Annotated in this window: 22 protein-coding genes, 1 tRNA gene and 1 pseudogene; 18 read left to right on the top strand and 6 right to left on the bottom strand. The window is 71.3% G+C overall.

Annotated elements, in window-relative coordinates:
* The first annotated feature begins 126 nt into the window (after window positions 1–126).
* The 4 genes and pseudogenes from NI17_RS19025 to NI17_RS19010 all read left to right on the top strand — a co-directional run bounded on the left by NI17_RS19025 (window position 127) and on the right by NI17_RS19010 (window position 4,959).
* Window positions 127–1,195, top strand: a pseudogene (locus NI17_RS19025) (IS30 family transposase).
* A 525-nt stretch (window positions 1,196–1,720) separates the two neighbouring features.
* The gene (locus NI17_RS19020; protein WP_068691572.1) at window positions 1,721–2,788 is read left to right on the top strand and encodes a winged helix DNA-binding domain-containing protein; all 1,068 of its coding nucleotides are present in this window, start codon (window positions 1,721–1,723) and stop codon (window positions 2,786–2,788) included.
* 165 nt (window positions 2,789–2,953) lie between these two features.
* Window positions 2,954–3,736, top strand: a complete 783-nt coding sequence (locus tag NI17_RS19015; protein WP_068691574.1) for a thioesterase family protein — start codon at window positions 2,954–2,956, stop codon at window positions 3,734–3,736.
* Between the two features lie 107 nt (window positions 3,737–3,843).
* The gene (locus NI17_RS19010; RefSeq protein WP_068691576.1) at window positions 3,844–4,959 is read left to right on the top strand and encodes a winged helix DNA-binding domain-containing protein; all 1,116 of its coding nucleotides are present in this window, start codon (window positions 3,844–3,846) and stop codon (window positions 4,957–4,959) included.
* 6 nt (window positions 4,960–4,965) lie between these two features.
* On the opposite strand, the gene NI17_RS19005 is transcribed toward NI17_RS19010, so the two are convergent.
* The gene (locus tag NI17_RS19005; protein ID WP_068691579.1) at window positions 4,966–5,499 is read right to left on the bottom strand and encodes a DUF7144 family membrane protein; all 534 of its coding nucleotides are present in this window, start codon (window positions 5,497–5,499) and stop codon (window positions 4,966–4,968) included.
* A 180-nt stretch (window positions 5,500–5,679) separates the two neighbouring features.
* A complete protein-coding gene (locus tag NI17_RS19000) occupies window positions 5,680–6,117 on the bottom strand; it encodes an SRPBCC family protein (protein WP_068691581.1) in 438 nt (145 codons plus the stop codon).
* Between the two features lie 198 nt (window positions 6,118–6,315).
* Between NI17_RS19000 and mftD the strand changes: the two genes are divergently transcribed.
* Window positions 6,316–7,521 (top strand): pre-mycofactocin synthase MftD, encoded by a 1,206-nt coding sequence (gene mftD / locus NI17_RS18995; RefSeq protein WP_068691583.1) that lies wholly within the window; start codon window positions 6,316–6,318, stop codon window positions 7,519–7,521.
* A 96-nt stretch (window positions 7,522–7,617) separates the two neighbouring features.
* Here mftD and NI17_RS18990 read toward each other — a convergent pair whose 3' ends face one another.
* Both NI17_RS18990 and NI17_RS18985 read right to left on the bottom strand, forming a co-directional pair.
* Complete coding sequence (locus NI17_RS18990) at window positions 7,618–8,184, bottom strand: hemerythrin domain-containing protein (protein ID WP_068691584.1); 567 nt, start codon at window positions 8,182–8,184, stop codon at window positions 7,618–7,620.
* 193 nt (window positions 8,185–8,377) lie between these two features.
* Window positions 8,378–9,313, bottom strand: coding sequence for a LysR family transcriptional regulator (locus tag NI17_RS18985; protein ID WP_068691586.1), 936 nt, complete (start codon window positions 9,311–9,313; stop codon window positions 8,378–8,380).
* Window positions 9,314–9,431: 118 nt separating this feature from the next.
* Here NI17_RS18985 and NI17_RS18980 point away from each other — a divergent pair, with 118 nt between their 5' ends.
* The 13 genes from NI17_RS18980 to NI17_RS18920 all read left to right on the top strand — a co-directional run bounded on the left by NI17_RS18980 (window position 9,432) and on the right by NI17_RS18920 (window position 21,289).
* Window positions 9,432–10,427 (top strand): fumarylacetoacetate hydrolase family protein, encoded by a 996-nt coding sequence (locus tag NI17_RS18980; RefSeq protein WP_068691617.1) that lies wholly within the window; start codon window positions 9,432–9,434, stop codon window positions 10,425–10,427.
* Window positions 10,424–11,395, top strand: a complete 972-nt coding sequence (locus NI17_RS18975) for a cyclase family protein (RefSeq protein WP_211329506.1) — start codon at window positions 10,424–10,426, stop codon at window positions 11,393–11,395. The genes NI17_RS18980 and NI17_RS18975 overlap by 4 nt, the downstream gene beginning before the upstream one ends.
* Window positions 11,396–11,421: 26 nt before the next feature.
* Window positions 11,422–12,549 (top strand): FAD-dependent oxidoreductase, encoded by a 1,128-nt coding sequence (locus NI17_RS18970; protein ID WP_068691333.1) that lies wholly within the window; start codon window positions 11,422–11,424, stop codon window positions 12,547–12,549.
* A 59-nt stretch (window positions 12,550–12,608) separates the two neighbouring features.
* On the top strand, window positions 12,609–13,658 hold the full coding sequence (locus NI17_RS18965; protein WP_068691331.1) for an amidohydrolase family protein: 1,050 nt from the start codon (window positions 12,609–12,611) through the stop codon (window positions 13,656–13,658).
* 14 nt (window positions 13,659–13,672) lie between these two features.
* Complete coding sequence (locus NI17_RS18960; protein ID WP_068691329.1) at window positions 13,673–14,611, top strand: VOC family protein; 939 nt, start codon at window positions 13,673–13,675, stop codon at window positions 14,609–14,611.
* Between the two features lie 167 nt (window positions 14,612–14,778).
* The gene (locus NI17_RS18955; protein WP_068691327.1) at window positions 14,779–15,741 is read left to right on the top strand and encodes a fumarylacetoacetate hydrolase family protein; all 963 of its coding nucleotides are present in this window, start codon (window positions 14,779–14,781) and stop codon (window positions 15,739–15,741) included.
* 95 nt (window positions 15,742–15,836) lie between these two features.
* A complete protein-coding gene (locus NI17_RS18950) occupies window positions 15,837–16,808 on the top strand; it encodes a glycogen debranching N-terminal domain-containing protein (RefSeq protein WP_234401920.1) in 972 nt (323 codons plus the stop codon).
* Window positions 16,809–16,924: 116 nt separating this feature from the next.
* Window positions 16,925–18,007 (top strand): amylo-alpha-1,6-glucosidase, encoded by a 1,083-nt coding sequence (locus NI17_RS18945; RefSeq protein ID WP_234401919.1) that lies wholly within the window; start codon window positions 16,925–16,927, stop codon window positions 18,005–18,007.
* A gap of 22 nt (window positions 18,008–18,029) precedes the next feature.
* On the top strand, window positions 18,030–19,115 hold the full coding sequence (locus tag NI17_RS18940; protein WP_068691325.1) for a glycosyltransferase family 4 protein: 1,086 nt from the start codon (window positions 18,030–18,032) through the stop codon (window positions 19,113–19,115).
* A gap of 64 nt (window positions 19,116–19,179) precedes the next feature.
* Window positions 19,180–19,590 (top strand): DUF1622 domain-containing protein, encoded by a 411-nt coding sequence (locus NI17_RS18935; RefSeq protein ID WP_068691323.1) that lies wholly within the window; start codon window positions 19,180–19,182, stop codon window positions 19,588–19,590.
* Window positions 19,587–19,877, top strand: a complete 291-nt coding sequence (locus NI17_RS18930; RefSeq protein WP_068691321.1) for a DUF1622 domain-containing protein — start codon at window positions 19,587–19,589, stop codon at window positions 19,875–19,877. The genes NI17_RS18935 and NI17_RS18930 overlap by 4 nt, the downstream gene beginning before the upstream one ends.
* Window positions 19,878–19,919: 42 nt before the next feature.
* Window positions 19,920–20,546 carry a pyridoxamine 5'-phosphate oxidase family protein gene (locus NI17_RS18925; protein ID WP_068691319.1) on the top strand — a complete coding sequence of 209 codons (627 nt, stop codon included), beginning with the start codon at window positions 19,920–19,922 and terminating at the stop codon, window positions 20,544–20,546.
* Window positions 20,547–20,956: 410 nt separating this feature from the next.
* Complete coding sequence (locus NI17_RS18920) at window positions 20,957–21,289, top strand: histone-like nucleoid-structuring protein Lsr2 (RefSeq protein WP_068691374.1); 333 nt, start codon at window positions 20,957–20,959, stop codon at window positions 21,287–21,289.
* A gap of 1,368 nt (window positions 21,290–22,657) precedes the next feature.
* On the opposite strand, the gene NI17_RS18915 is transcribed toward NI17_RS18920, so the two are convergent.
* Together NI17_RS18915 and NI17_RS18910 are read right to left on the bottom strand one after the other, a co-directional pair.
* Window positions 22,658–22,746, bottom strand: a tRNA-Ser gene (locus NI17_RS18915).
* A gap of 66 nt (window positions 22,747–22,812) precedes the next feature.
* A complete protein-coding gene (locus NI17_RS18910) occupies window positions 22,813–23,328 on the bottom strand; it encodes a SigE family RNA polymerase sigma factor (protein WP_119268179.1) in 516 nt (171 codons plus the stop codon).
* Between the last annotated feature and the right edge of the window lie 104 nt (window positions 23,329–23,432).

The raw sequence follows: 23,432 nt of genomic DNA, 5'->3' as shown, positions 1-23,432 counted from the left end.
TGTCGAGATCGTCGGTGGTTGAGGGCAGGCTCAGCGCGGGAAACGCATCGGGTATGCATCGAGAAGGCCCCCACCGTCGCTTGGGTTCTGGAGGCCGTTGCAACACCCCATCTGTGAAGGGGTGCAGTGGACGACTTCGAGATCCGCAAGAGCCGGAAACCACGGGGGCGCAGGAAGCTCCTCGCCGAGCGTGAGCGCTACCTTGCCCTGGTGGAACAGGGCTACAGCAACACGCAGGCGAGCCGGATGGTGGGTGTTCACCCGCGCACCGGACGGGAGTGGCGCTACGGGCGCCCCGAGGGCCGAAAGAAACGGCCGAGGTCGCCAGCCAAAGACGCACCGGCGACCTCGGCCGGTTCTGCGGGCTGCAACCGCAGGATCGAGGCCCGTGGCACTGGCCGCTACCTGGGCGAGGACGGACGTATCCACATCGCCGATCGGCTGCGTGAGGAGGCGTCCATCCGCACCGTCGCCGCCGAGTTGGGCCGCGCCCCCTCCACGATCAGCCGGGAGATCCGCCGCAACCGCCACCCCGGCAGTCACCGGTACCGCCCCCACGCCGCGCACGCCCGTGCCAAGGCCCGTCGGCCCCGCCCCAAGGGCGGCAAGATCGCGGCCAACCCGCTCCTGCGCGAGATCATCCAGCACCGCTTGGGCATGAAGTGGAGTCCGGAGCAGATCAGCCACCACCTGAGGCTGAGCTTCCCCGACCAGGCGGAGATGCACGTGTGCCACGAGACGATCTACCAGGCCCTCTACGTCCAGGGCCGCGGGGAGTTGCGCCGCGAGCTGACCAAGGCGCTGCGCACCGGCCGCACCCTGCGACGTCCTCAGCGCCGCCCGGACCAGCGCACACCGCGTTTCCCGCATGATCAGCGAGCGACCGCCCGAGGTCGCTGACCGCGCGGTTTCCGGTCACTGGGAGGGTGGTCTGATCGTGGGCAAGGAGAACGGTTCGGCGATCGGCACGCTGGTCGAGCGGTCCAGCCGCTACGTGATGCTCGTCCATCTGCCTGGAACGCGCGGCACCGCGAGCGTCCGTGACGCCTTGGTCGAGACCATCACGACCCTGCCCGAGCACGGCCGTGAGCGCCTGGAGGAGGTCGCTGCCGAGTTGAACTCCCGCCCACGCGAGACGCTCGGCTGGGAGACCCCGGCCGAGCGTTTGGCCAAGCTCCTGGCCGTGGCCAGTTGATCAGCATGTGTTGCGACGACCCCTCGGATTCGCCCCGGCACCGGAGGGCCTTTTCCGCGAAACACCGCCTCCTGTTGTCGGGATCATCGCGGTTCAGAGGCGGAAGAGAACGCCAGGCGGCCGAGGCGGGGACGCTCGAAGTCCCGGACAACCACCCCCGGGGGCGGGAAGACGAGGCATTCCACCCCACCCCCCGCAACGGCCCCCACGGGTTGGCAGCGCCTGGTCGAGGCGCCCCGGCGCCGAGTCCAGGCGCGCCCCCACAGACAGACGAACCGAAAGAACACCGGCCACCGCAGGCCAGTCCCCAGGGTGCGGGACCGTCTTCACAGTGCGGGCGGGTGGAGCCGCGGCCGGACTCGGTGCCGGGGCGCCTCGACCGGCCACCGGCAACCCGTGGCAACCCACCGCAGGGGCCGGCCTGGAACACCGCACCCTCCCCCACCCCAGACAGCCCTCCGATGACGCTTCCTGACAGATTCGGGCTGTTCCCCGGGATCTCAGCCCGCTGGAGTAAGGACCCCCATGCCGATCCTCACCGCCGACGCCGCCCGCAGGCTGCGCGCCGCCGCCCAACGCCTCCTCGGAGAACGCGACCGCGACCCCCTCCAGGCCCTCGACCGGGTCTTCGCGGTGCAGGCGCAGGACGCCACCGCCGCCGCGCTGGGTCTGCGCGTCCGCACCACCGGCGCCCGCCTCGGCGACGTCGTCCGCGCCGTCGGGACCGACCGCACGATCGTGCGCGGCTGGTTCCTGCGCGGCACCCTGCACATCGTCCCCGCCGCCGACGTGCGGTGGCTGCTCGCCCTGCTCGGACCGGTGTTCCTCGCGGCCAGCCGCCGCCGCTACGCCGAACTCGGTTTCGACGACGCCCTGCTGGCCCGCGCCGACGCCCTCGTCCTCGACGCGGTCAGCGAGGGTCCGCTCACCCGCGCCGAACTGACCGAACGCCTCGCCGCCATCGGGGTGCCCGCCACCGGGCAGGCCGCCTTCCACCTGATCCGGCGCAGCGCGCTGGCCGGGCGGATCTGCTACGGGCCGTCGCGCGGCGGCGAACCCGCGTTCGTCGCCCTGGACGACTGGGTTCCCGGAACCGGACCCGGGTGGAGCCGGGAGGAGTCGGCGGCGCACCTGGCCCGCCGCTACCTCGCGGCCCACGCCCCGGCGACCGCCGCCGACTTCGCGTCCTGGTCGGGGCTGCCCGCCCCCGTCGCCAGGGTCGCGTGGCAGAGCCTCGACACCGTCGAGGTCACCGTCGACGGGCAACCGTACGCGCTGCCCGTCGAACGGGCCGCCGGGACCGCGGCGGCCGAGGACGACGGCCCCGGTGACCTGCGGCTGCTGCCCGCCTACGACAACTACCTGGTCGGCTACCGCGACCGGGCGCTGTCCGTGCCGCCCGAGCACGAGCGGGCCGTGTGGCCCGGCGGAGGGCAGATCCGCCCCACCGTCATCGTGGACGGCCGCGCCGTCGCGACGTGGCGGCGCACCGGAGAAACGGTGGAGATCACCCCCTTCGACGGGCCGCCCGAACCCCTGCGGAAGGCCGCCGAGGCCGAGGCGGCCGACGTCACGCGCTTCCTCGTGGGATGAGCGGGGGCAGGGGGACCGCAGATCCGGCCCGATGCCTCGACGGGGGCTTCGGGGAGCGGACTATCATCGACCGCAACCGAAACCGAATCTGATTCGGAAGCATTCGGTTGTCGTGATCCCTGATCCTCCGCCCGACCGCATCGCCTCCCGATCAAGGACTGCTCCATGAGTGAACCGGCGGAAGCCTTCTACCTGCCCCGCGGCGACGGCCGCTACGAACCGACCCGCGCCACCGAGAGCCCCTGGGACGCGGACTCCCAGCACGGCGGCCCGCCCACGGCACTGCTGGGGCACCTCCTCGACAGCGCCGCCGGTCCGGACATGCGCCTGGCCCGGATCTCCGCGGACTTCCTCGGAGCCATCCCGCGCCGCGGCTTCCGCGTCGAGGTGGCCCCGGTGCGCCCGGGAAGGCGGATCGCCCTGTTCGAGGCGCGGATGGTCTTCGACGGCCGTCCGGCGGTGGTCGCGCGTGCCTGGGCGATCGCGACCGGCCCGACGCCGCCGGCCACCGGCCGGCAGGCCAGGCCGCCCGCCCTGCCCGGTCCCGAACAGGACACGGTGCTCGGCCTGACCGACTGGGGTTACGGCGAGGCCGTCGAGTGGCGCTACACCCGCGGCGGCCACGGGGAGAACTCCGGTGAGGCGGACGTGTGGACGAGGGTGCGCATTCCCCTGATCGAGGGGGAGAAGCTCACCGCCCTGGCTCGCACGCTGGTCGTCGCCGACTCCGCCAACGGCCTGTCCGCCGCCCTGCCCGCGGAGGAGTGGCTGTTCATCCCGCCGTCCATGACCACCACCCTGGCGCGCTTCCCCGAGGCCGACTGGGTGCACATGTCCTGCCGCTCCCACCTGTCCGCCGACGGACTCGGCGTCTCCCACGCCACCCTGTGCGACCCCGACGGCTACCTCGGTGAGGTCAGCCAGCCGCTGCTGGTACGCGGACGCTGAAGCCCCGCGGTGGTCACGGCACCGGGAGCCGGTTCCCTGCGCTTCCCCGGTGCCGTCCCCACCTCTACGGTCAGGAACTGACCGCAATCGGGGGCATGCTGTCAGACATGGGAACCACCGCAGTCCTCACCCGGCGGGCACTGAACCGGGCCGTCCTCGACCGGCAGTCGCTGCTGCGCCGCTCCACCGCGACCGTTCCCCGGGTGCTGGAGCGCCTGGTGGGGTTGCAGGCCCAGACCACCCACACCTGGTACGTCGGACTGTGGAGCCGCCTGGCCGACTACACGCCCGACGACACCGTGCGCCTGCTGACGGACGGGAGGGTGGTGCGCACGGCGCTGATGCGCTCCACCCTCCACCTGGTGACCGCCGACGACTGCCTGTGGCTGCGGCCCCTGGTGCAGCCGATGATCGAACGCGGGTTCCGGAGCGTCTACGGAAGGAACCTGGCCGGAGTGGACCCCGCCGACCTCGCCGCTGCGGGCCGCGCGCTGGTGGAGGAGAGACCCCGGACCTTCAGCGAGTTGGGCCGGGAACTGGCGCGGCGGTGGCCCGACCACGATCCGGCCGCGCTGGCCCAGGCGATCCGTGCGTTCGTGCCGCTGGTGCAGCTCCCGCCGCGCGGGGTGTGGGGACGTAGCGGACGCGCCGTCCACACCTCGGCGGAGGCGTGGACGGGCCGTTCCCCCGGCACCGCGGCCGCACCGGAGCGGCTCGTTCTGCGCTACCTCGCCGCGTTCGGTCCCGCCACCGTCCGCGACGTACAGACCTGGTGCGGACTGACCCGGCTCGGCGAGGTCGTCGACAGGCTGCGGCCCCGGCTCGCGGTGTTCCGCGGCGAGGACGGCGCCGAACTGTTCGACCTTCCCGACGCGCCGCGCCCCGATCCCGACACGCCCGCGCCGGTGCGTTTCCTCTACGACTTCGACAACCTGCTGCGCTCCCATGCGGACCGCCGCCGCGTGCTCACCGTCGACCTCGGCGCGTTCACTCCCCGGAACGGGATCGCACCGCACACGGTCCTCGTCGACGGAGTCGTCACCGCCCTGTGGGCGGCGACGACCGGAGAAAACAGAACGGCGGCTCTGACCGTCCGCCCCCTCCGCGCGCTCAGCGCCGCGGAAGAGGAGGAGGTGGCCGCCGAAGGGGGCCGACTCCTGGCCTTCCTCCACCCGAAGGCGGAGGAACGCCGCGTCGTGGTCGAACCCCCGACGTCAGGCTGAGAACGCTCAGCCGGTTCGGCGCGCGTGCTCACCCCGGGTCGGCTGCGGAACGTGCGCACCGGAGGACGGGACCTCGCGGCTCTCCCGCACCCCCGCCTCGTAGCCCGACCGGTAGGAGGCCTCGTCGGTGCCCCGCTCGGACTCCCGCTCCTCCTCCAGCGCGGAGGCCGAGGACCAACCGGCGGTCAGGGCGTAGATGGCGAACAGGTCGATGGCGACGACGGCCAGCGACCACAGCGGGTTGGCGGCGAAGAACGCCAACTGCGCGACGATGTTGATCGCGAGAAGGACGACGGCCGCGATGCGCGCCCAGCTCTGACGGGTGGTCAGGGCGAAGCCCGCCGCCACCAGGAGCAGACCCCACAGACCCAGCAGGATGCCCCACGGGGTGAGGTTGAAGAAGAACGCCTCGCCTCCGAAGTTGAAGAGGTTGTCGGTCAGGAACAGGGCGGTGATGCCCTGGATGATGTTGATCGCTCCCGTCAGGAACAGCAGGGTCGCGGCGAAGAGCATCCAGCCGCGGGAACGTGTGCGGTTCATTGCCTTCCCTTTCCCTTCACGGGCTTGCTCGGGCGAGGGACGGGGATGGCGATCGACGCCGTCCTTCTCCCGTTCCCGTCCCTCCACACAGACTCCCCCGTATCGGAGCGAAGGTTCACGCGAGCAGGCAATGAGTTCGCAAAGGACGGAGTGTCGCCCCCTGACCAGCGAGGACAGCGGTCATCCGCGCCCGTAACGCTCGGCCAGCGCGTCCAGTCCCACGGTGAACACACCGTCGCCCATCGCGGACTCCAACTCCCGCGCCACCTCCTCGGAGGAGTCGAACGTCGCCGTCCAGACCACCGTGCAGTGGTGCGCGTCCCGTTCGACCACCTCCAGGGTCGCCCGGTGACCGGTGATGGGAAACGGCGGGTCCGGCATCGTGTAGACGAGGCGGCGGGCCGCCCCGTCCCGGTCCACGAGCCGTTCCACCAGTGCGCTGTCGGTTCCCGCGCCGAAGACACGCTCGGCCCCCGGGGTGTTCGGGGAGTCCGCGCCCCGGATCACCGGGTCGGGGGTGGTGGGATGCCAGCGGCCGATCGCGGAGAAGTCGCCGACGAGAGCCCAGACCTCCGCGGCCGGCGAGCCCAGGTCGGCGCTGCGTCGCAGTGTCGTCATGCCCCGAGTATCCGCCACCGCCGCGGCGGCACGCCGCAGGCGCGCCTCGTGCCGCGCCACTGCGACCGCTCCGGGTTTGCCCAGCTCACCCGCAGGTTAGTGAACGTCTGGACTATCCAGCGGCCGACCGTCAGCGGGCACGGCGGTCTCCACGGCATGGCGGTGCGGGTCGCATCCATCCGACGAGGAGTGTGTTCAGTGTTGTTCACGAGTACCCCACTGGAGTCCGTCGCCGAAGCGCAGCGGCGCGCGCGCAAACGCCTTCCGACGGCGGTGTACGCGTCTCTCGTCGCGGGGACGGAGAAGGGCATCACCCTGCACGACAACATCCAGGCGTTCGACGAGATCGGGCTGATCCCGCGGATCGCCGCGGAACTTCCGCCCGCCCGTGAGATGAGCACAACCGTGCTGGGGCAGGAGATCGACTTCCCGGTGATCGTCTCACCCGCCGGAGCCCAGGCCGTCGACCCCGGCGGAGAGGTGGCCGTGGCGCGGGCGGCAGCGGCGGCGGGCACCGCCATCGGGCTCAGTTCGTTCGCCAGCATGCCCCTCGAGGACGTCGCCGCGGCCAACCCCAAGGCGTTCTTCCAGTTGTACTGGGTGGGCACCCGCGACGACATCGCCGAACGGGTGGAACGCGCCCGCAGGGCCGGAGCGAAGGCGCTGATCCTCACCCTGGACTGGTCGTTCGCCAGCCGCCGCGACTGGGGCAGCCCCACCATCCCGGAACGGGTCACCTTCTCCACGCTGCTGGAGTTCGCGCCCATGGGAATCTCGCGTCCCGGCTGGGCGCTGCGCTTCCTGCTCGGCGGCATACCGAACCTGGAGGCGCCCAACCTGCGGACGGAGGCCAAGGGCACGCCGACCTTCAGGGAGGCGTACGTCGAATGGGCGCAGACCCCGCTGCCCACCTGGGAGGACGTGCGGTGGCTGCGGGACCTGTGGGACGGCGAGTTCCTCGTCAAGGGGGTCTACTATCCCGACGACGCCCGGCGGGCTGTCGACTGCGGCGCCAACGCGGTCTCCGTCTCCAACCACGGAGGCAACAACCTCGACGGCATCCCGGGGGCGCTGCGCGCGCTGCCCGGCGTCGTCGAGGCCGTGGGCGACCAGGTCGACGTGCTGATGGACGGCGGAATCCGCCGGGGCAGCGACGTGGTCAAGGCCCTGGCGATGGGCGCCAAGGCCGTGCTCGTGGGCCGGGTGTGGCTGTGGGGACTCGCGGCGGGCGGCGAGGACGGGGTGCGTCAGGTGCTGGAGATCCTGCGCTCCGGCATCGACGAGTCCCTCATCGGCCTCGGCCACAAGTCGATCCACGATCTCAGCCTCGACGACCTGATCATCCCGGCGGGGTTCACCATCCCCAAGATGAGCGCGATGTCGTCCGTGCCCGGCAAGAGGTGACACCGTCCCGGACAGCGGTGCGGCGGCCGGAGCGTTCCGGCCGCCGCGGCCCCGCCGCCGACGGGTTCCGGACCTCCACGCGGCGGCGGGCGGAGGTCAGGAGCGGCGTCCGGTCAGCGCGTCGCGCATCCGGTCGATCATGCCCGCTCCCGGGTCGAGGATCCGGTTCGCGGGCGGGGTGTCGGGAGCGCTGGGATGCGGCCGGGTCGGCGCGTGCTCCTTCGCCCTGAGGACCTTCTGCCCGAGGTCCCGCAGCTCCTCCTGCGAGCAGGCCTCGCGCAGCCTGGGCAGCAGGTCGTTCTCCTCATCCTCGATGTGGTGGCGGATGTCCGACATCAGCGTCCGCAGCAGTTCCTCGAAGCGCGGGTCGGACGGGTCGCGGCCCTCCAGGTCCTTCATCACCCGCTCGGCTTCGGTGTGCTCCTCGAGCTCGTGGTCGGCGATCCGGTCGCCGTCGTCGAGCTTCTCCCGGGCCGCCGGGTACATGTACTGCTCCTCGGCCACCGAGTGACGCACCAGTTCGGTGATCACGTGGTCCACCAGCCTCCTGCGGTGCTCCGGCGAGGACGTCCCCGTCTCCAGTTCGGTGAAGACGCGCTCGACCTCCCGGTGGTCGGTGATGATCACGTCGATGAGGTCCACGCTCTGTGTGGGTGCGGTCATTTCCCCTCCTTGGGTCTCCGTGCTCACGGGACAGCTCATACGACTGCCCGCGAACGCGTGCGGCGAACCCAGGAGGAGCGGACGGGGATGCGGCGCGACCGCCGCACCGGGACGACCAGCATGCCCTCGGCCCCGGCAGGCCGGACTCCCGTACGGGAATCGGATTCCGGGACGGGGGCATGCGCCGCGTCGGTCAGTCCACCGGGGCGGGAACGGACGCGCCGACACTTCTGCCGACCTCGGCGAGGAAGTCGCGCAGCCACAGGTGACCGGGGTCGTGGCGGTGGACGGGATGCCACCAGAACGCCTCCACCAGCGGCGTCACCTCGAAGGGGCAGTCCATGATCCGGAATCCCCCCAGCGGCAGCAGGCGGCGGGCCAACCGCTCCTGGACCAGGGCGATCCGGTCGGTCCCGGCGACGAGCAGCGGCAGGGACAGGAATCCCTCGACCCGGATCTCGATGTGGGGCTCGATGTCGAGCATCCCGAACTGCTCGGCCGCCGGAGCGTAGGAGGTGGGGCGCTGGTAGGTGACGATCCACGGCAGGGTGCGGACGTGCTCGATGGTCAGCCGGTCGCCGACGGCCGTGTTGCTGTCGGAGACCATGCAGACCCACCGGTCCTGGTAGAGGTCCACGGCGGGCAGGTCGCCCAGGATGCCGTGCGGCATCAGAACGCCGTCCACCGAGCGCAGGGTGGTGTCGATGTCCTCCACCGCGCCCCTGCTGACCTGGGGGAGACGCAGGCGGACGCGGGGCGCCCGCTCACGCAGCGCCTCGGTGAGGGCGCTGCCGAGCACCGCCAGCGGATAGTCCGAGGTCACCAGGGTGAACTCGCGTTCGGACGTCATCGGGTCGAAGCCGACCCGGGCGGAGAAGAGCCGCTCCAGGACCTGGCAGGCCAGCCCGGTGTGTCCGGCGAGTTCTCGGCCCAGGGAGCTCAGTTCGAACCGGTTGCCCACCCGGATCAGCAGGTCGTCGCCGAAGTGGCGGCGGAGTCGGCCCAGGGCCGCGCTCATCGCGGGCTGACTCAGGCCGACCCTCTCGGCGGCACGGGTGACGTTGCGCTCCTGGAGCAGCGCGTGCAGCGCGGTCAGCAGGTTCAGGTCCAGGTTGGCGAGGTTGTTCATGCCGCCTCCGAAGAATCCATGTCATGGATTGCTCCCATGTCACTTATCTATTTCTCTTATTGTGACCTATTTGACAGAGTGACACACGTCAACCCCTTCTCGAAGTGGAGGCGATGTGGTGGCCACTCCCGCAGCCGCTGAGCGGTTCGCGCTGGGCACGTTCGAGGCGCCCGACGGCCGCGTGTTCCCCGGCCTGGTGCGCGACCAGCGCGTCCGGGACCTGACCGACGCGATCACCGGTGGGGTGCTGCCCTGCGACGGACCACCCGCACTTCTCGGTCTCCTGCGGGTCTGGGACGACGCCGTGCCCCGGCTCGCCGAACTCGCCGCCGCCGACGACGGCTGGCGGGACGGCGCCGGACTGCGCGTCCGCGCCCCCCTCACTCCCGGCCAGGTCCTGCAGTCGGGCGCCAACTACCGCACCCACGTCATCGACCTGGTGGTGGCCCACCGCGACCCCGACGACCCCCGCGACGAGGAGCAGGTGCGCGCCGAGGCCGCGGCGTTCATGGACCGCCGCGCCGCCGAGGGAGAGCCCTACCTGTTCGTCGGTCTGCCCTCGGCGGTCTGCGGCCCCGACGACGACGTGGTCCTGCCCGCCTACAGCGACCAGCACGACTGGGAACTGGAACTCGCCGCGGTCATCGGCCGCCCCGCGTTCCGCGTCTCCCCCGAACAGGCGCTCGACCACGTCGCCGGATACACCATCGCCAACGACATCACCACCCGCGACCTCGTCTTCCGCCGCGACATGCCCGACATCGGCACCGACTGGCTGCGCGCCAAGAACGCGCCCACCTTCCTTCCCCTCGGCCCCTGGCTGGTCCCCGCCGAGTTCGTGCCCGACCCCATGGACCTGCGCATCCGGCTCACCCTCAACGGCCGTGTCATGCAGGACGAGACCACCAAGGACATGATCTTCGACGTGGCCCGCCTGGTCTCGGCCGCCTCCCAGACCGTGCCGCTGTCCCCCGGAGACCTGGTGCTGACCGGCAGCCCCGCGGGCAACGGCATGCACTGGGGCCGCCTGCTGCGCCCCGGCGACGTCATGGAGAGCACCATCACCGGACTGGGCGTCCAGCGCAACCGCTGCGTCGCGGAGGAGGCGCGGTGAGCGCGATCGACCCCGCCGGGCCGGAGGAGGCCGTCGCCGCGTCCGCCGCCCGCAACCGCAACTGGGGCCGGTGGGGCGACGACGACGTCCTCGGCACCCTCAACTTCATCGACGACGCCAAACGCGCCCACGCCGCGCGCCTCGTCCGCCGCGGCGCGGCCTTCTCCCTGTCCCAGCGCTTCGACATGAACGGCCCGCAGAAGGGCTGGCGCAGACGCACCAACCCCGTCCACACCATGCTCGACACCGGGGTGGACGCCGCACTCGGCAACCAGGGCTTCCCGCACGGCATCGGCGGCGCCGACGACGTCATCGCCATGCCGCTGCAGTGCTCCACCCAGTGGGACGGCCTCGGCCACATCTTCGACCACGGCCGCGCCTGGAACGGCCGCCCCGCCGAGAAGGTCGTCACCAGCGAGGGCGACCAGGTCACCGGGATCGAGACCGCCGCCGCGGCGATCACCGGCCGGGGCGTGCTGCTGGACGTGGGCCGCGCCCTGGGGACCGACGGCGAACTCCCCGACGGCTTCGCCATCACCACCGAACACCTGGCGGCCACCATCGCCCGCCAGGGCGGGACCGCACGGGTGGGGCGCGGCGACATCGTGTGCGTGCGCACCGGCCAGCTCACCCGGGCCCGCCGCGACGGCTGGGGCGACTACGCGGGCGGAGCGGCCCCCGGACTGTCGTTCACCACCGCCGACTGGCTGCACGACACCGAGATCGCCGCCGTCGCCACCGACACCTGGGGCTTCGAGGTGCGCCCCAACGAGTTCGACCACGCCTTCCAGCCCCTGCACCAGGTCGCCATCCCCAACATCGGACTGTTCATCGGCGAGATGTGGGACCTGGACGCGCTGGCCGCCGACTGCGCCTCCGACGGCGTCTACGAGTTCCAGCTCGTGGCCGCGCCGCTGCCGATCACCGGCGCCGTCGGCTCCCCCGTCAACCCCATCGCGCTGAAGTGACTTCCGCCAGCGAAGGAGAATCCCCCATGACGTGCGTCGGATCCGTCCTCATCGTCGGCGCCGGCCCGGTCGGCTGCTCCCTGGCCGCCCTGCTGGCCCGCGCGGGCGTCGGCGTGGACGTCGTGGAGATCAAACCGGAGATCACCGCGCTCGGCTCCGGCATCACCCTCCAGGGCAACGCGCTGCGCGTGCTGCGCGAGGTCGGCGTGTGGGACGAGGTCAGGACCCGCGGATTCGGCTTCGACACCCTCGGCCTGCGCAAACCCGACGGCACGCTGTACTTCGAGCAGCAGGACGCGCGCACCGGCGGACCCGACCTGCCCGCCACCCTGGGAATGGAACGCCCCCGGTTGCAGGCCGTGCTCGCCGGGGCCGCCACCGACGCGGGCGCGCGAATCCGCACCTCCACCACCGTCGAGGAGATCGACCAGGACGCGGCGGGCGTGCGGGTCCGCTTCGACGACGCCACCACCGGGACCTACGACCTGGTGGTGGGCGCCGACGGGGTGCGCTCCACGGTGCGCTCCCTCCTCGGCATCGACGTGCGCCCCCGCCCCGTCGGCATGGGAATCTGGCGGATCCACACCCGCCGCCCCGAGACGGTGACCCGCACCGACCTGGTCTACGGCGGTCCCTGCCACATCGCCGGATACTGCCCCACCGGCCCCGACACCATGTACGCCTACCTGGTCGAGGAGGCCCAGGACCGCTTCCACCTGACCGGCGAGCGGCAGTGCGCCGAGATGCGCCGCCTCGCCGCCGGATACGGAGGGGTGTGGGAGGAGATCCGCGCCGACATGACCGACCCCGAGCGGATCAACTACACCTGGTTCGAGACCCACCTGGTGGAGCGGCCCTGGCACCGGGGCCGGGTCGTGCTGGTCGGCGACGCCGCGCACTCCTGCCCGCCCACCCTCGCCCAGGGCGCGGCCATGGGCCTGGAGGACGCCTCCGTCCTCGCCGAACTCCTCACCACCCGGGACACCCTGGACGAGTCGCTGTTCACCGCGTTCATGGACCGCCGGTTCGACCGGGCCCGCACCGTGGTGGAGGCCTCCGTCCAACTGTGCGAATGGCAGCTCGCCTCCACCCCAGACGCCGACGTCCCCGGCCTCATGGGCCGGATCGCGGCCATGGTCGGTGAGCCCGCGTGACCGCGGCCGACCAGCGCACCCCGCAGACCCCACGCCGCCGACCAGACGGGAGGGCCGGAATGTCGCCGGTCGTCGACGCGCACGCCCACGTTCTGCTGCCGCGGGTGGACGCGCTCGCCCAGGACGCCGACGGGCTGGCCGCGCACCGCGGGAAGGAGGGCCGCCGCAACGGCGCGGAGGCCCTCCGGGTCAACGGCCGGATGATCCGGGACCGCTGGCCCCGGCTGACCGACCCCGGTACCCGACTGGCCGACATGGACGCGGCCGGCGTGGACGTGCAGATCGTCAGCCCCTCCCCGTCGCACTACCACTACTGGGCAGCCCCCGACCTGGCCGAACGGATCTTCCGCACCGCCAACGAGGGGGTCGCCGAACACTGCGCCGCCGCACCGGAGCGGCTGCGCGGCCTCGGCCTGGCCCCGCTGCAGCACCCCGACCTCGCGGTCGCCGCACTGGACCACGCCGTCCTCGAACACGGACTGCTGGGAGTGGAGATCTCCTCGCACGTCGACGACGGCACGGAGATCACCGAACTCTCCGACCGCCGCCTCGACCCGTTCTGGTCCCGGGCCGAGGAACTGGACGCGGTGGTGTTCCTGCACCCGTTCGGCTGCACCCTCGACGAACGGCTCGACCAGTGGTACCTGAGCAACATCGTCGGCCAGCCCGTCGAGAACGCCGTCGCGCTGTCCCACCTGATCTTCGGCGGGGTGCTCGACCGCCACCCCGGCCTGAAGATCCTGGCCGCGCACGGCGGCGGCTACCTGCCCACCTACCTGGGCCGCTCCGAGCACGGCTGGCGGGTCCGCCCCGACGCCCGCGGCTGCGCCGAACCCCCCGGTCACTACCTGCGCCGCATCTGGTTCGACTCGCTCGTCCACGCCCCCGAGACCCTGCGGTCCCTGGTCACGGCGGTCGGGGCCGACCGTGTCGTGCTCGGCTCCGACCACCCCTTCGACATGGGCTCCGACGACCCGCTCGGCACCCTCAGGGCGGCGGGACTCCCCGACGACCAGACCACCGCCGTCCGCGGCGGAAACGCCGTGGACCTCTTCGGCCTCACCGACACCGTTTCCCACGACGCCGGGCACCGTCCGGCCGCATCCTGACAAGGAGGACGACCATGTCTGATCGCCTCATCACCCATCTGCGACACGTCGCGCTCGCGGTCCCCGACTACGACAGGCAGCACGAGTTCTACACCACGATGTGGGGCCTCACCGAGGTCGAGCACGACAGCGGCATCACCTTCCTGGCCGCCGAGGGCTCCCCGGAGCAGTACGTGGTGCGGCTGCGCAGGGCCGAGGAGAAGCGTCTGGACCTGGTGTCCTTCGGTGCGGCGACGGCCGCCGACGTCGACGCGCTCGCCGACCGGCTGATCAAGCAGAACGTGCGGATCATCAGCGAACCCGGCGAGGTGGAGACCCCCGGGGGCGGCTACGGCTTCCGCTTCTTCGACGTCGACGGCCGCACCATCGAGGTCTCCAGCGACGTCGCGGTGCGCGTCCACCGCAGGCTGGAGGAGAAGGAGTCGGTGCCCGTGCGCGTCTCGCACGTGGTGCTCAACTCCACCGACATCAACCGCACCCGCGAGTGGTACGAGAAGCACCTGGACTTCGCGCTGTCGGACACGCTCATCCACCCCAACATGGGCGACATGATGCACTTCATGCGGTGCAACCCCCAGCACCACAGCATGGCCATCGCACGCGGCCCGCACACCTCGCTGCACCACATCTCCTTCGAGATGCGCGGCATCGACGAGTACATGCGCGGCACCGGACGGCTGCTGCGCGGCGGAGTGCGCAAGATCTGGGGACCGGGCCGCCACCTCGCGGGCAACAACACCTTCTCCTACTTCCTCGACCCGCACGGCAACACCCTCGAATACACCACCGAACTGGAACTGCTGGACGAGGACGCCTGGCACCCCCACGTCTACGACTTCACCAGGCCCGAGGTGAGCGACCAGTGGGGCACCGCCAACCCCATGGACGAGTTCGTGGCGGCCGAGTCCTTCAACGACCCCGACCGGGGGGTGTTCGTCGCCCCTCCGGTGTAGGGAGCCGACACGATGAGCGGCGTCGTCACCGTCGGCGGGTCGACCGCCGCGATGAACCGGAGGCGCCGGCGGGTTCGGTGGCGCACGGTGCGCTGCCGCATGCCGGTCGTGAGGCTCAGACGCCGGGGAGCCGGAGCCCCGGTACCGGCACGGACGGAGGAGGACACGTGCGAATAGCCACGGTCGAGTACGAGGGCGGGCCCCGCTGCGGAGTGGTCGTCGACGACGTCCTGCATCCGCTGCCCGCCGGGCAGACCCTGCTCGCCCTGCTCCGGCGGGGGGAGGACGCGCTGCGTGAGGAGGGGGAGCGGGCCGTCCGGGAGGCGTCCCCGATCCCCCTGGCCGGACTGCGCCTGCTGCCGCCGCTGCGGCCGCCGACGGTCCGGGACTTCGTGGCCTTCGAGGAGCACGTGGAGGGGGTGGCGCGCGCGGTCACCGGCGACACGGAGGTGGTCGCGGAGTGGTACGAGGCTCCGACGTTCTACTTCACCAACCCGTACGCTCTGGTGGGCGCGTACGACGACGTCGCCGTCCCGCCCGGTTGCCGGGTGCTCGACTTCGAACTGGAGGTGGCGGCCGTGGTCGGCCGGGAGGGCGGCGACCTCTCCCCGGAGCGGGCCCGCTCGCACATCGCCGGATACACGGTCTTCAACGACTGGTCAGCGCGTGACCTGCAGTCCCGTGAGATGCGGGTCAACCTGGGGCCCGCCAAGGGAAAGGACTTCGCGACGACCCTCGGCCCGTGGTTCGTCACCGCCGACGAACTGGAGCCGCACCGAGACGGCGAGGGTTTCCTGCGGCTGGCCATGACCGTCGAGGTCAACGGCGAGGAGGTCGGCAGGGACCTGCTGTCCAACATGGGATGGCCGTTCGAGGACCTGGTCGCCTACGCGTCACGCGGCACCCTGGTGCGTCCCGGTGACGTGCTCGGCTCGGGCACCTGCGGCAACGGCGGCTGCCTGGCCGAGTTGTGGGGGCGCACCGGGGTCCGCTCCCCCCGCCCTCTCGAACCCGGTGACACCGTCACCATGACCGTGGAGGGAATCGGGACGATCCGCAACACCATCGTCGAGGGCCGCGACCCGGTTCCGATCCCGCCCGCCCGGAAACGGCCGCGCGAGCGTCCCTGACCTGCCCGGGGGCACAGCCGCCCCCGGCGGGAAACCTTCGGCAATGGGCACCCCATATGCGGCTGAACCAGCCGAAAGCGGGAAGAAGCGGCCCCATGACCGTCTGGAACACCGACACAGGGTCAGCCGGGGTGGGCGCCGGAGCGGTGACCATCGTCGAGGGAACCTCCTTCGCCGTCTCGGCGGCGGACGGCGGCATGCTCCCGGACCGTCCGCACGGGGTCTTCTACGACGACATCCGCATCGTGTCGAAGTGGGAGTTCTCCGTGAACGGCAGTGCGCCCGAGCCGCTCACCGCCATCGTCCACGACCACCCCTACCGAGCCGTGTTCCTCGCGCGGGCCAGAAAACGCGGCGGAGGAGCCGAAGCCACCCTCCTCGTCGAACGGGACCGACGCGTGGGCACGGGCATGCGCGAGGACATCACACTGCGCAACCTGGGGCGTGAGCCCGCGGCCTGTACGGTCACCCTCGTGGTCGACGCGGACTTCGCCGACCTCTTCGAGGTCAAGGCGGGCGAGGTCCGGAGGAACGGGCAGTACGTGTTCCACAGTGAGGGCACACGCACGCTCATCGAACGCTGGCGGCGTGGCTCGCGACGCGGCGTCGTCGTGCTCGCGGACGGCGCCACGTCCGTGGTGCACGACCACATCACCTTCCGCGTCGTCGTCCCGGCGCGCGGCAGGTGGTCGACGACCGTACAGGTGCGTCCCGTTGTCGACGACCAGGAACTGCGGACCCGGTTCCCGCAGGACAGGCCGGTCGAGGAGGCCGAACCGGCCCTCCGGTTCCAGGCGTGGCGGAGTGGCAGCCCGGTCGTCTTCACCGACAACGAGACACTCCAGGCGGTGCTGCGCCGCAGCCAGCAGGACCTCGGGGCGCTGCGGATCTCCGATCCCCGGTATCCGGAACGCCCCGTCGTCGCCGCGGGAGCCCCGTGGTTCATGGCCCTGTTCGGACGCGACTCGCTGCTCACCGCCTACATGGCGCTGCCCGTCGACCAGTCGCTCGCACTGGGCACCCTGCAGACGCTGGCCGACCGCCAGGGAACCGAGGAGAACCACTGACCGAGGAGGAGCCGGGCCGCATCCTGCACGAGGCGCGTCTGGGGTCGGAGAGCGGCCTCTGGCTGGGCGACGGCAGCGTCTACTACGGCACCGCCGACGCGACGCCGCTGTTCGTCGTGCTCCTCGGGGAGCTGCGCCGGTGGGGAGCCGATCCCACCGGGGTCGAGAAGCTGCTGCCGCACGCCGACCGGGCGCTGGAATGGATCGAACGCCACGGCGACCGGGACGGCGACGGCTTCGTGGAGTACCGGCGGACCACCGACCACGGCCTGGTCAACCAGGGATGGAAGGATTCCTGGGACGGCGTCAACTTCGCCGACGGGCGGCTCGCCGAGGCGCCGATCGCACTGTGCGAGGTGCAGGGCTACGTTTACGGCGCCTACCTCGCACGGTCCCAGCTCGCCGGAGAGGCCGGGCAGGAGCGGGAGGCCCGGTACTGGGCGGAGCGGGCCGCCGATCTCAGACAGGCGTTCAACGAGAGGTTCTGGCTGCCGGACCGCGGCTACTACGCGGTGGCGCTGGACCGGGAGAAGAAACCGGTCGACGCCTGCGCCTCGAACATGGGGCACTGCCTGTGGAGCGGCATCGTCGACGAGGACAAGGCGCCGTACGTGGCCGAACGCCTGCTGGGGCCGGAGATGTTCTCCGGCTGGGGCGTGCGCACCCTGGCCCGTGACATGGGCGCCTACGATCCCGTGAGCTACCACAACGGCTCGGTGTGGCCGCACGACAACGCGCTCATCGCGGCGGGACTGACGCGGTACGGCTTCACCGAGCACGCGCAGCGCATCGCGTTGTCCCTGTTCGAGGCGGCCGAGCACTTCGACCACCGGTTGCCCGAGCTGTTCTGCGGTTTCGACCGAGGGGACTATCCCGCCCCCGTGCCCTACCCGACCTCGTGCTCTCCGCAGGCATGGGCGGCCGCGGCGCCGATCCACCTGGTGCGGTCCCTGCTCCGGTTCGCCCCGTCGGTCCCGCGCGGCGAGTTGTGCGTGGCACCCGCCCTGCCGTCGGGCTGCGCGCGCCTGCGGATCGAACGTGTCCCGGTCGCGGGTACGCGGCTCTCCGTGGACGTGCGCGGCGACGCGGTTTCGGTCGAGGGCCTGCCGGAGGGCCTGCGCCTCGTCACCGAGCCACGCGGCCGGAACTCCTCGTACGCGCCGAGGGCGGGGGAGCCGGGGCGCGAACAGTCGGCCTGATTCCGTCCGGAGGTTGACCACCATGGAAAACGCCACCGCGTCCGACCGTCCGCGGATGCGTCTCGTCCTGTTGGCGCCGCCCTGGTACGAAGTGCCGCCCGTGGCGTACGGAGGGGTCGAGGAGGTGCTGGGAGAGCTTGCCGACCGGCTCGTCGACCACGGCCACGACGTGACGATCGTAGGGGTGGGCAGGCGCAGGACCAGGGCGAAGCTCCGCACCACCTACGGCCGGCCGCAGGAGGAGCGGATCGGGGAGCACACCGTCGAGATCGCGCACGTCGCGGCGGCACAGCGGCTCATCGCGGAACTGCGGCCGGACCTCGTGCACGACCACACGGTCGCGGGGCCGCTGATGGCCGCGGCGCGCACGGCTCCCACACTGGCGACCGTGCACTCGCTCCTCACCCCGGACCTGGCCCTGTGCTACCGGTCCCTGCGCGGGGACGTCCGGATCGCCGCGGTCTCCGAGGCCCAGCGGCGGTCCGCACCGGACCTGCCGTGGGCGGCGACCGTGCACAACGCGGTGGCCCCGCACCGGTTCCCGTTCCGCGCGGTCAAGGAGGACTACACGCTGGTACTGGGCCGCTGCACCCCCGACAAGGGAATCGACATCGCGATCGAGGCGGCCCGGGAGGCCGGGCGGCGGCTCGTGATCGCGCTCAAGTGCAGCCAGCCCGACGAGCGGGACTACTTCGACGCGGTGGTCCGTCCGCTGCTCGGTTCCGACACGGACTATGTCGGGCAGGCGTCCAGGAAGCAGAAGTCGGAACTGCTCGCCGGGGCATGCTGCCTGCTCTTCCCGGTCCGGTGGGAGGAGCCGTTCGGCATGGTGGCCGTCGAGGCGATGGCGTGCGGCACTCCGGTCGTCGGGTTCCGCCGGGGGGCGCTTCGGGAGACGGTGCGCGACGGCGTCACCGGGGTGCTCGTCTCGCGGCGGACCGAACTGGCCGAGGCGGTCGACGAGGCCGTCCGGTTGGACCCGCGGGCCTGCCGGGAGCATGTGTGCCGCCGCTTCGGCGGGGAGACGATGGCGCGGAACTACGAGGAGGTCTACCGGGCCGTCCTGGGCTCCGCGCCCGTGGCGCAGGCCATCGGCCTGCCTTCCTGACGGCGTGTTCGGAGTGGGAAGGCCGTGGGGGTGTGGCTGACGGAGACGCGGTCAGCGATAGGTCATGGACCTGCTGCATAACGTGCTGCCCGAGCCGCTGCTGCACGAGGTCGTGGACCTGCTGGTGCGCCTGGTGGAGGCGGCGGGAGCACTGGTCATCTTCGTGGGGGCGGTCTGGGCCTTCGTCCAGTTCCTGGTCGTGGGGTTGCGCCGCCGTGCGGGAAGCCGAAACTTCACCGCGGTCCGGCTGCGGTTGGGCCGGTTCCTGGCGTTGGGGTTGGAGTTCCAACTGGCCGGAGACATCCTGCGCACGGCGGTGGCGCCGACGTTCGTCGAGATCGGGCAGTTGGCGGCGATCGCCGCGATCCGCACCGCGCTGAACTTCTTCCTCGCCCGGGAGATCGCCGAGGAGCGCGCCCAACTCGACCAGGAAGGGAAGCAGAAGCAGGGCACACGGGGGTCCTCGGCGCCGTGACCGCTACGGTGCAGATCCTGGTGCCGCTGGTCACCGCGGCGGGGCTGATGGCCGCCGCGGTGTGTCTCGCCCGGACACGCCGGGCCGTTCTGGCTCTGGGGGTGTTGGTCGACTTCCTCATCGCCGCGGGCCTGCTGCGCCTCACCGCCGACCCCTCCTGGAGTGACATCGCGCTGGCCGCCATCGTCATCGCCGTCCGCAAACTGGCCTCCGTCGGACTGCGCGTATCCCAACGCGCGGGTGAGAGTGCCCGGGAGGAGGAAAAACATGGTTCCTTAACCGATTGAGCGCTAATCTGGCGCCGTCCGGGGCAGAAATTGGGGGCGGTCATGGAGAAGGACGGTCTGGTGGAGATCACCTCGGAGGCCCAGCTCGCCGAGCTGCTCGGTGTCCCCGCACCGCAGGCGCTGGCCAAGGAGCGTGCGGCGCTGCACGAACTCGACCGGAAGTGGCTCGCCGCCTCCCCCTTCTGCCTCATCGCGACGTCCGGCGCGGACGGCCGCTGTGACGTCTCTCCCAAGGGCGACCCTCCCGGCTTCACCCTGGTTCTCGACGACACCACGATCGCCATCCCCGACCGCAAGGGCAACCGGCGGTTCGACGGTTTCCGGAACGTGCTGACCAACCCCCACGTCGGTCTGATCTACCTGCTCCCCGGCCGTGGTGACACACTGCGCGTCAACGGCCGCGCCCGGGTGGTGCGGGACGCGCCGTTCTTCGACCGGATGGTCGTCAGGGGCCACCGTCCCGTGCTCGCACTGGTCGTCGAGATCGAGCAGGTGTTCTACCACTGCGCCAAAGCGTTCCTGCGGTCCTCGCTGTGGCGGCCGGAGACCTGGCAGCCCGACGCGGTGCCGTCCCGGGCCCGTCTCGCCAAGGCCATGGAACGCGGGGACGAGGCGCTGGAGGAGATCGAGCGCTACTACACCGAGCAGTACGCCAGGGAACTCTACTGACACGCCACTCCGCCCGGGAGCACCGCCGACCGGAGGCCGGAACGGTGCTCCGGGCGTCGAAAGGCGATTCTTCGGGGGAGAGGACGGCGAGTTCCGTGGCGCTTCCCCGCCATATCCGGTTTCCGACATATCGGGAAGCCCGCCGTTCGTTACGATTTATAGTAGTATCCTCCGGAGGGCACAGGCTTCCCGTGCCGTGTTTCTCCTGGTCCCGACAGCTAAAATGCGTCCTGTTTCTTAAACGGATAGACGGGGCCGGAGTACGATCTATCAGAATCCTATAGAAAAGATAAAGATCCTGAGACGGAGTGCCGGAGGATCCTGAGAAACCTGCCATTCTGTTGGGGTTATCCAGATAGCTTGTCTGGTGTCGAGAGTCTCTCTTAAACCGATGGATGGAGACCGCCCTCATGGCGCAGAAGGTTCAGGTGCTTCTCATTGACGACCTCGACGGTGGAGAGGCCGAGGAGACGGTCTCGTTCGGGATCGACGGCTCCACCTACGAGATCGACCTCAGCGGTGACAACGCGGCGAGACTCCGCGCCGCGCTCGCGCCTTTTGTCGAGGCGGCCCGTAAGGCCCCGGCCAAGCGTGCCGCCGGCCGGGGCAAGCAGCGCACCGCGCCCAACCGGGACAGGAGCGCGGAGATCCGGGCGTGGGCCAAGGCCGCGGGCAAGCAGGTCAGCGACCGGGGCCGGATTCCCCAGGCGATCGTGGACGAGTACCACGCGGTTCGGGGGTGATGCTCGGCGACGGGTCCGCCGACCCGACTGTGCCGAGGGCCGGGTGACATTCCTCAGCGGTCGATCCGCTGACGTCACCCGGCCCTTTCGGCGTCGAGGGCGCCCCGCGCTTTCCGTGGGCCCCGGGGCCGGGAGGCGGGGCGCAGCAGCACGGGGGCGGGCCAGCGGGGCCGGTGAAGACCGTGGGCGCGGGGGAGCCGCACCGGTCGGGGCGATACCGGGAAGCGCCCGAAGAGGGCGGGCAGGGCGGGTCCGCAGCTCCGCCCGGGCCGGTGCGGCTCCCCCGCACGGGTGCGTCCCGTGGCCGAACGCCGGGGACGGGGACCGGTGCGGGTGATGTGAACCCGTCTTCGTATCGCCCATTTGTCCTCGGTCCGCAATTGGGTCCAGCCGTGTTGGCAATTCTGAATGGCCTGTTCAGGGGGCTTTTCTTCGCCTCGTAAATGGAGAAAACCGGCAAAACCCTCAAATGGGGGGTGTCGGCTGTCTCCCCCTCCTCGAGCGGCCGGGGGGACCGCTTCTGGGGCGACCACCGGATGTCCGGTCCTGGCGCCAGGATGCCGAGGACCCGGGAAACTCCCCCCACCGGAGGAGACGCCGCTGTCGAGCGGTACCGGCGCGGTCGGCGGCATCGGGTCGCCGCGACGGACCCTTCCGGAGGAGGCCGGAATCCGAGAAACCTCCCGACACGGACCGGGCGGGTGCAACAGACGGCATTCCAGAACCGCACTTTCCGGAAGCAGGCGACCCGTGGCGGCGGGCCGTCCCCAAATCCGGCATGGGCCGTGCGCGCCGGGAACGCCCGCTTCCGGGACGCCGGGGAGGGAGTTCCCGGACGGCCCTGTCCCGAGGGGGCTGCGGCCCCGGCCTCGGAGGAGAGGCATGGTCCGGGGAAGCTCCCCCGAAGGGTGCGTCGGCGGCGGAACGGTCGAGACGCCCCCGGCGCCGCATCCGCCCGCGACGGACTCCACGAGCATCCCGCACCACCGGGGCGGGGAAAAGCACCGGGCGTGGGCGGATGCGGGGCGATCCGCGCCCGGGAGACGGCCCCGCCGGGCTCCTGACTGGGATGTGGGTGTTCGGCTCTGCGGTGGGCGCGGGGGTCTTCGCGGAGACCCCTGGGGGTGGGGCTTTCCGCACCGGCTGTCCGGGGCGGGCCGCTTCTGGAGGGTTCGGTGGAATGCCTCGACCTCGCCGGGAGTGGCGGCGGAACCGTGTCCGCCGCGGAATCCGGCCATCAAACCTCGACGAGTTCCCGGCACCGGCCACCTGAGACCTGGGGCCCAGCCTCCGCCAGGTTCTTCCCCAAACAAGAGGACCTGGGGCTCTTGGCCGCATGAGCGACACAGAGACCCCAGGTCGTGAGAGCGGAGGATCGGGGATTTGAACCCCGGAAGGGCGTGAACCCTAACCGCATTAGCAGTGCGGCGCCATAGACCGGACTAGGCGAATCCTCCTGGCTGGAACAAGCGTACAGAGAGAAGTGGCCAAGGTGCAAAACAGAAGCGGCGGATGCGGGCGCGTCAGGGGGCTGCGCGCTCGACGGAGAGGTCGGCGTCGCGGCGGAGTTTGGCCACGGCGCGGGAGACGGTGCTCTTGACCGTGCCGACACTCACCCCCAGCACGGAGGCGATCTCGGCCTCGGACATGTCCTCGTAGTAGCGGAGGATGACGGCGAGCCGCTGCCGGTGGGGCAGTCGGTTGACGGCTCGGTTGACGACGTCCGCCAGGTCGGTGCGCCAACTCGGATCGTCGATCCGCTGCTCGGGGATCTCGTCGGTGGGATAGACGTCCAGGCGGCGCCGCCGCCACTCGGAGATCTGCGTGTTGACCATCGCACGGCGCACGTAGCCGTCCCGGGCGTTCGGGCTGGTGATCCGGTCCCAGGCGAAGAAGGTCTTGATCAGCGCGGCCTGCAGCAGGTCCTCGGCGTCGGCGTGGTTGCCGGTCAGTGACTGCGCCATGCGGCGCAGCGCGGGACCACGGTGCCGTACGTACTCGGCGAACTCGTCGTACGTGGTTCGCGTCGCTTCGTTCACACGACCACCGACCCCCGAGGTACGTGTTTTCGATCACACTCCCACGTTCTTCACTCTGACACGGGGAGTGTCATCGTTTGCCCTGTTCAACGCCATCTTCCAAT

The sequence above is a fragment of the Thermobifida halotolerans genome (assembly GCF_003574835.2).
GTDB lineage: Bacteria > Actinomycetota > Actinomycetes > Streptosporangiales > Streptosporangiaceae > Thermobifida > Thermobifida halotolerans.
Note: the sequence above shows the minus strand (reverse complement) of the source record. Positions and strands in the feature narration are given on the sequence as shown.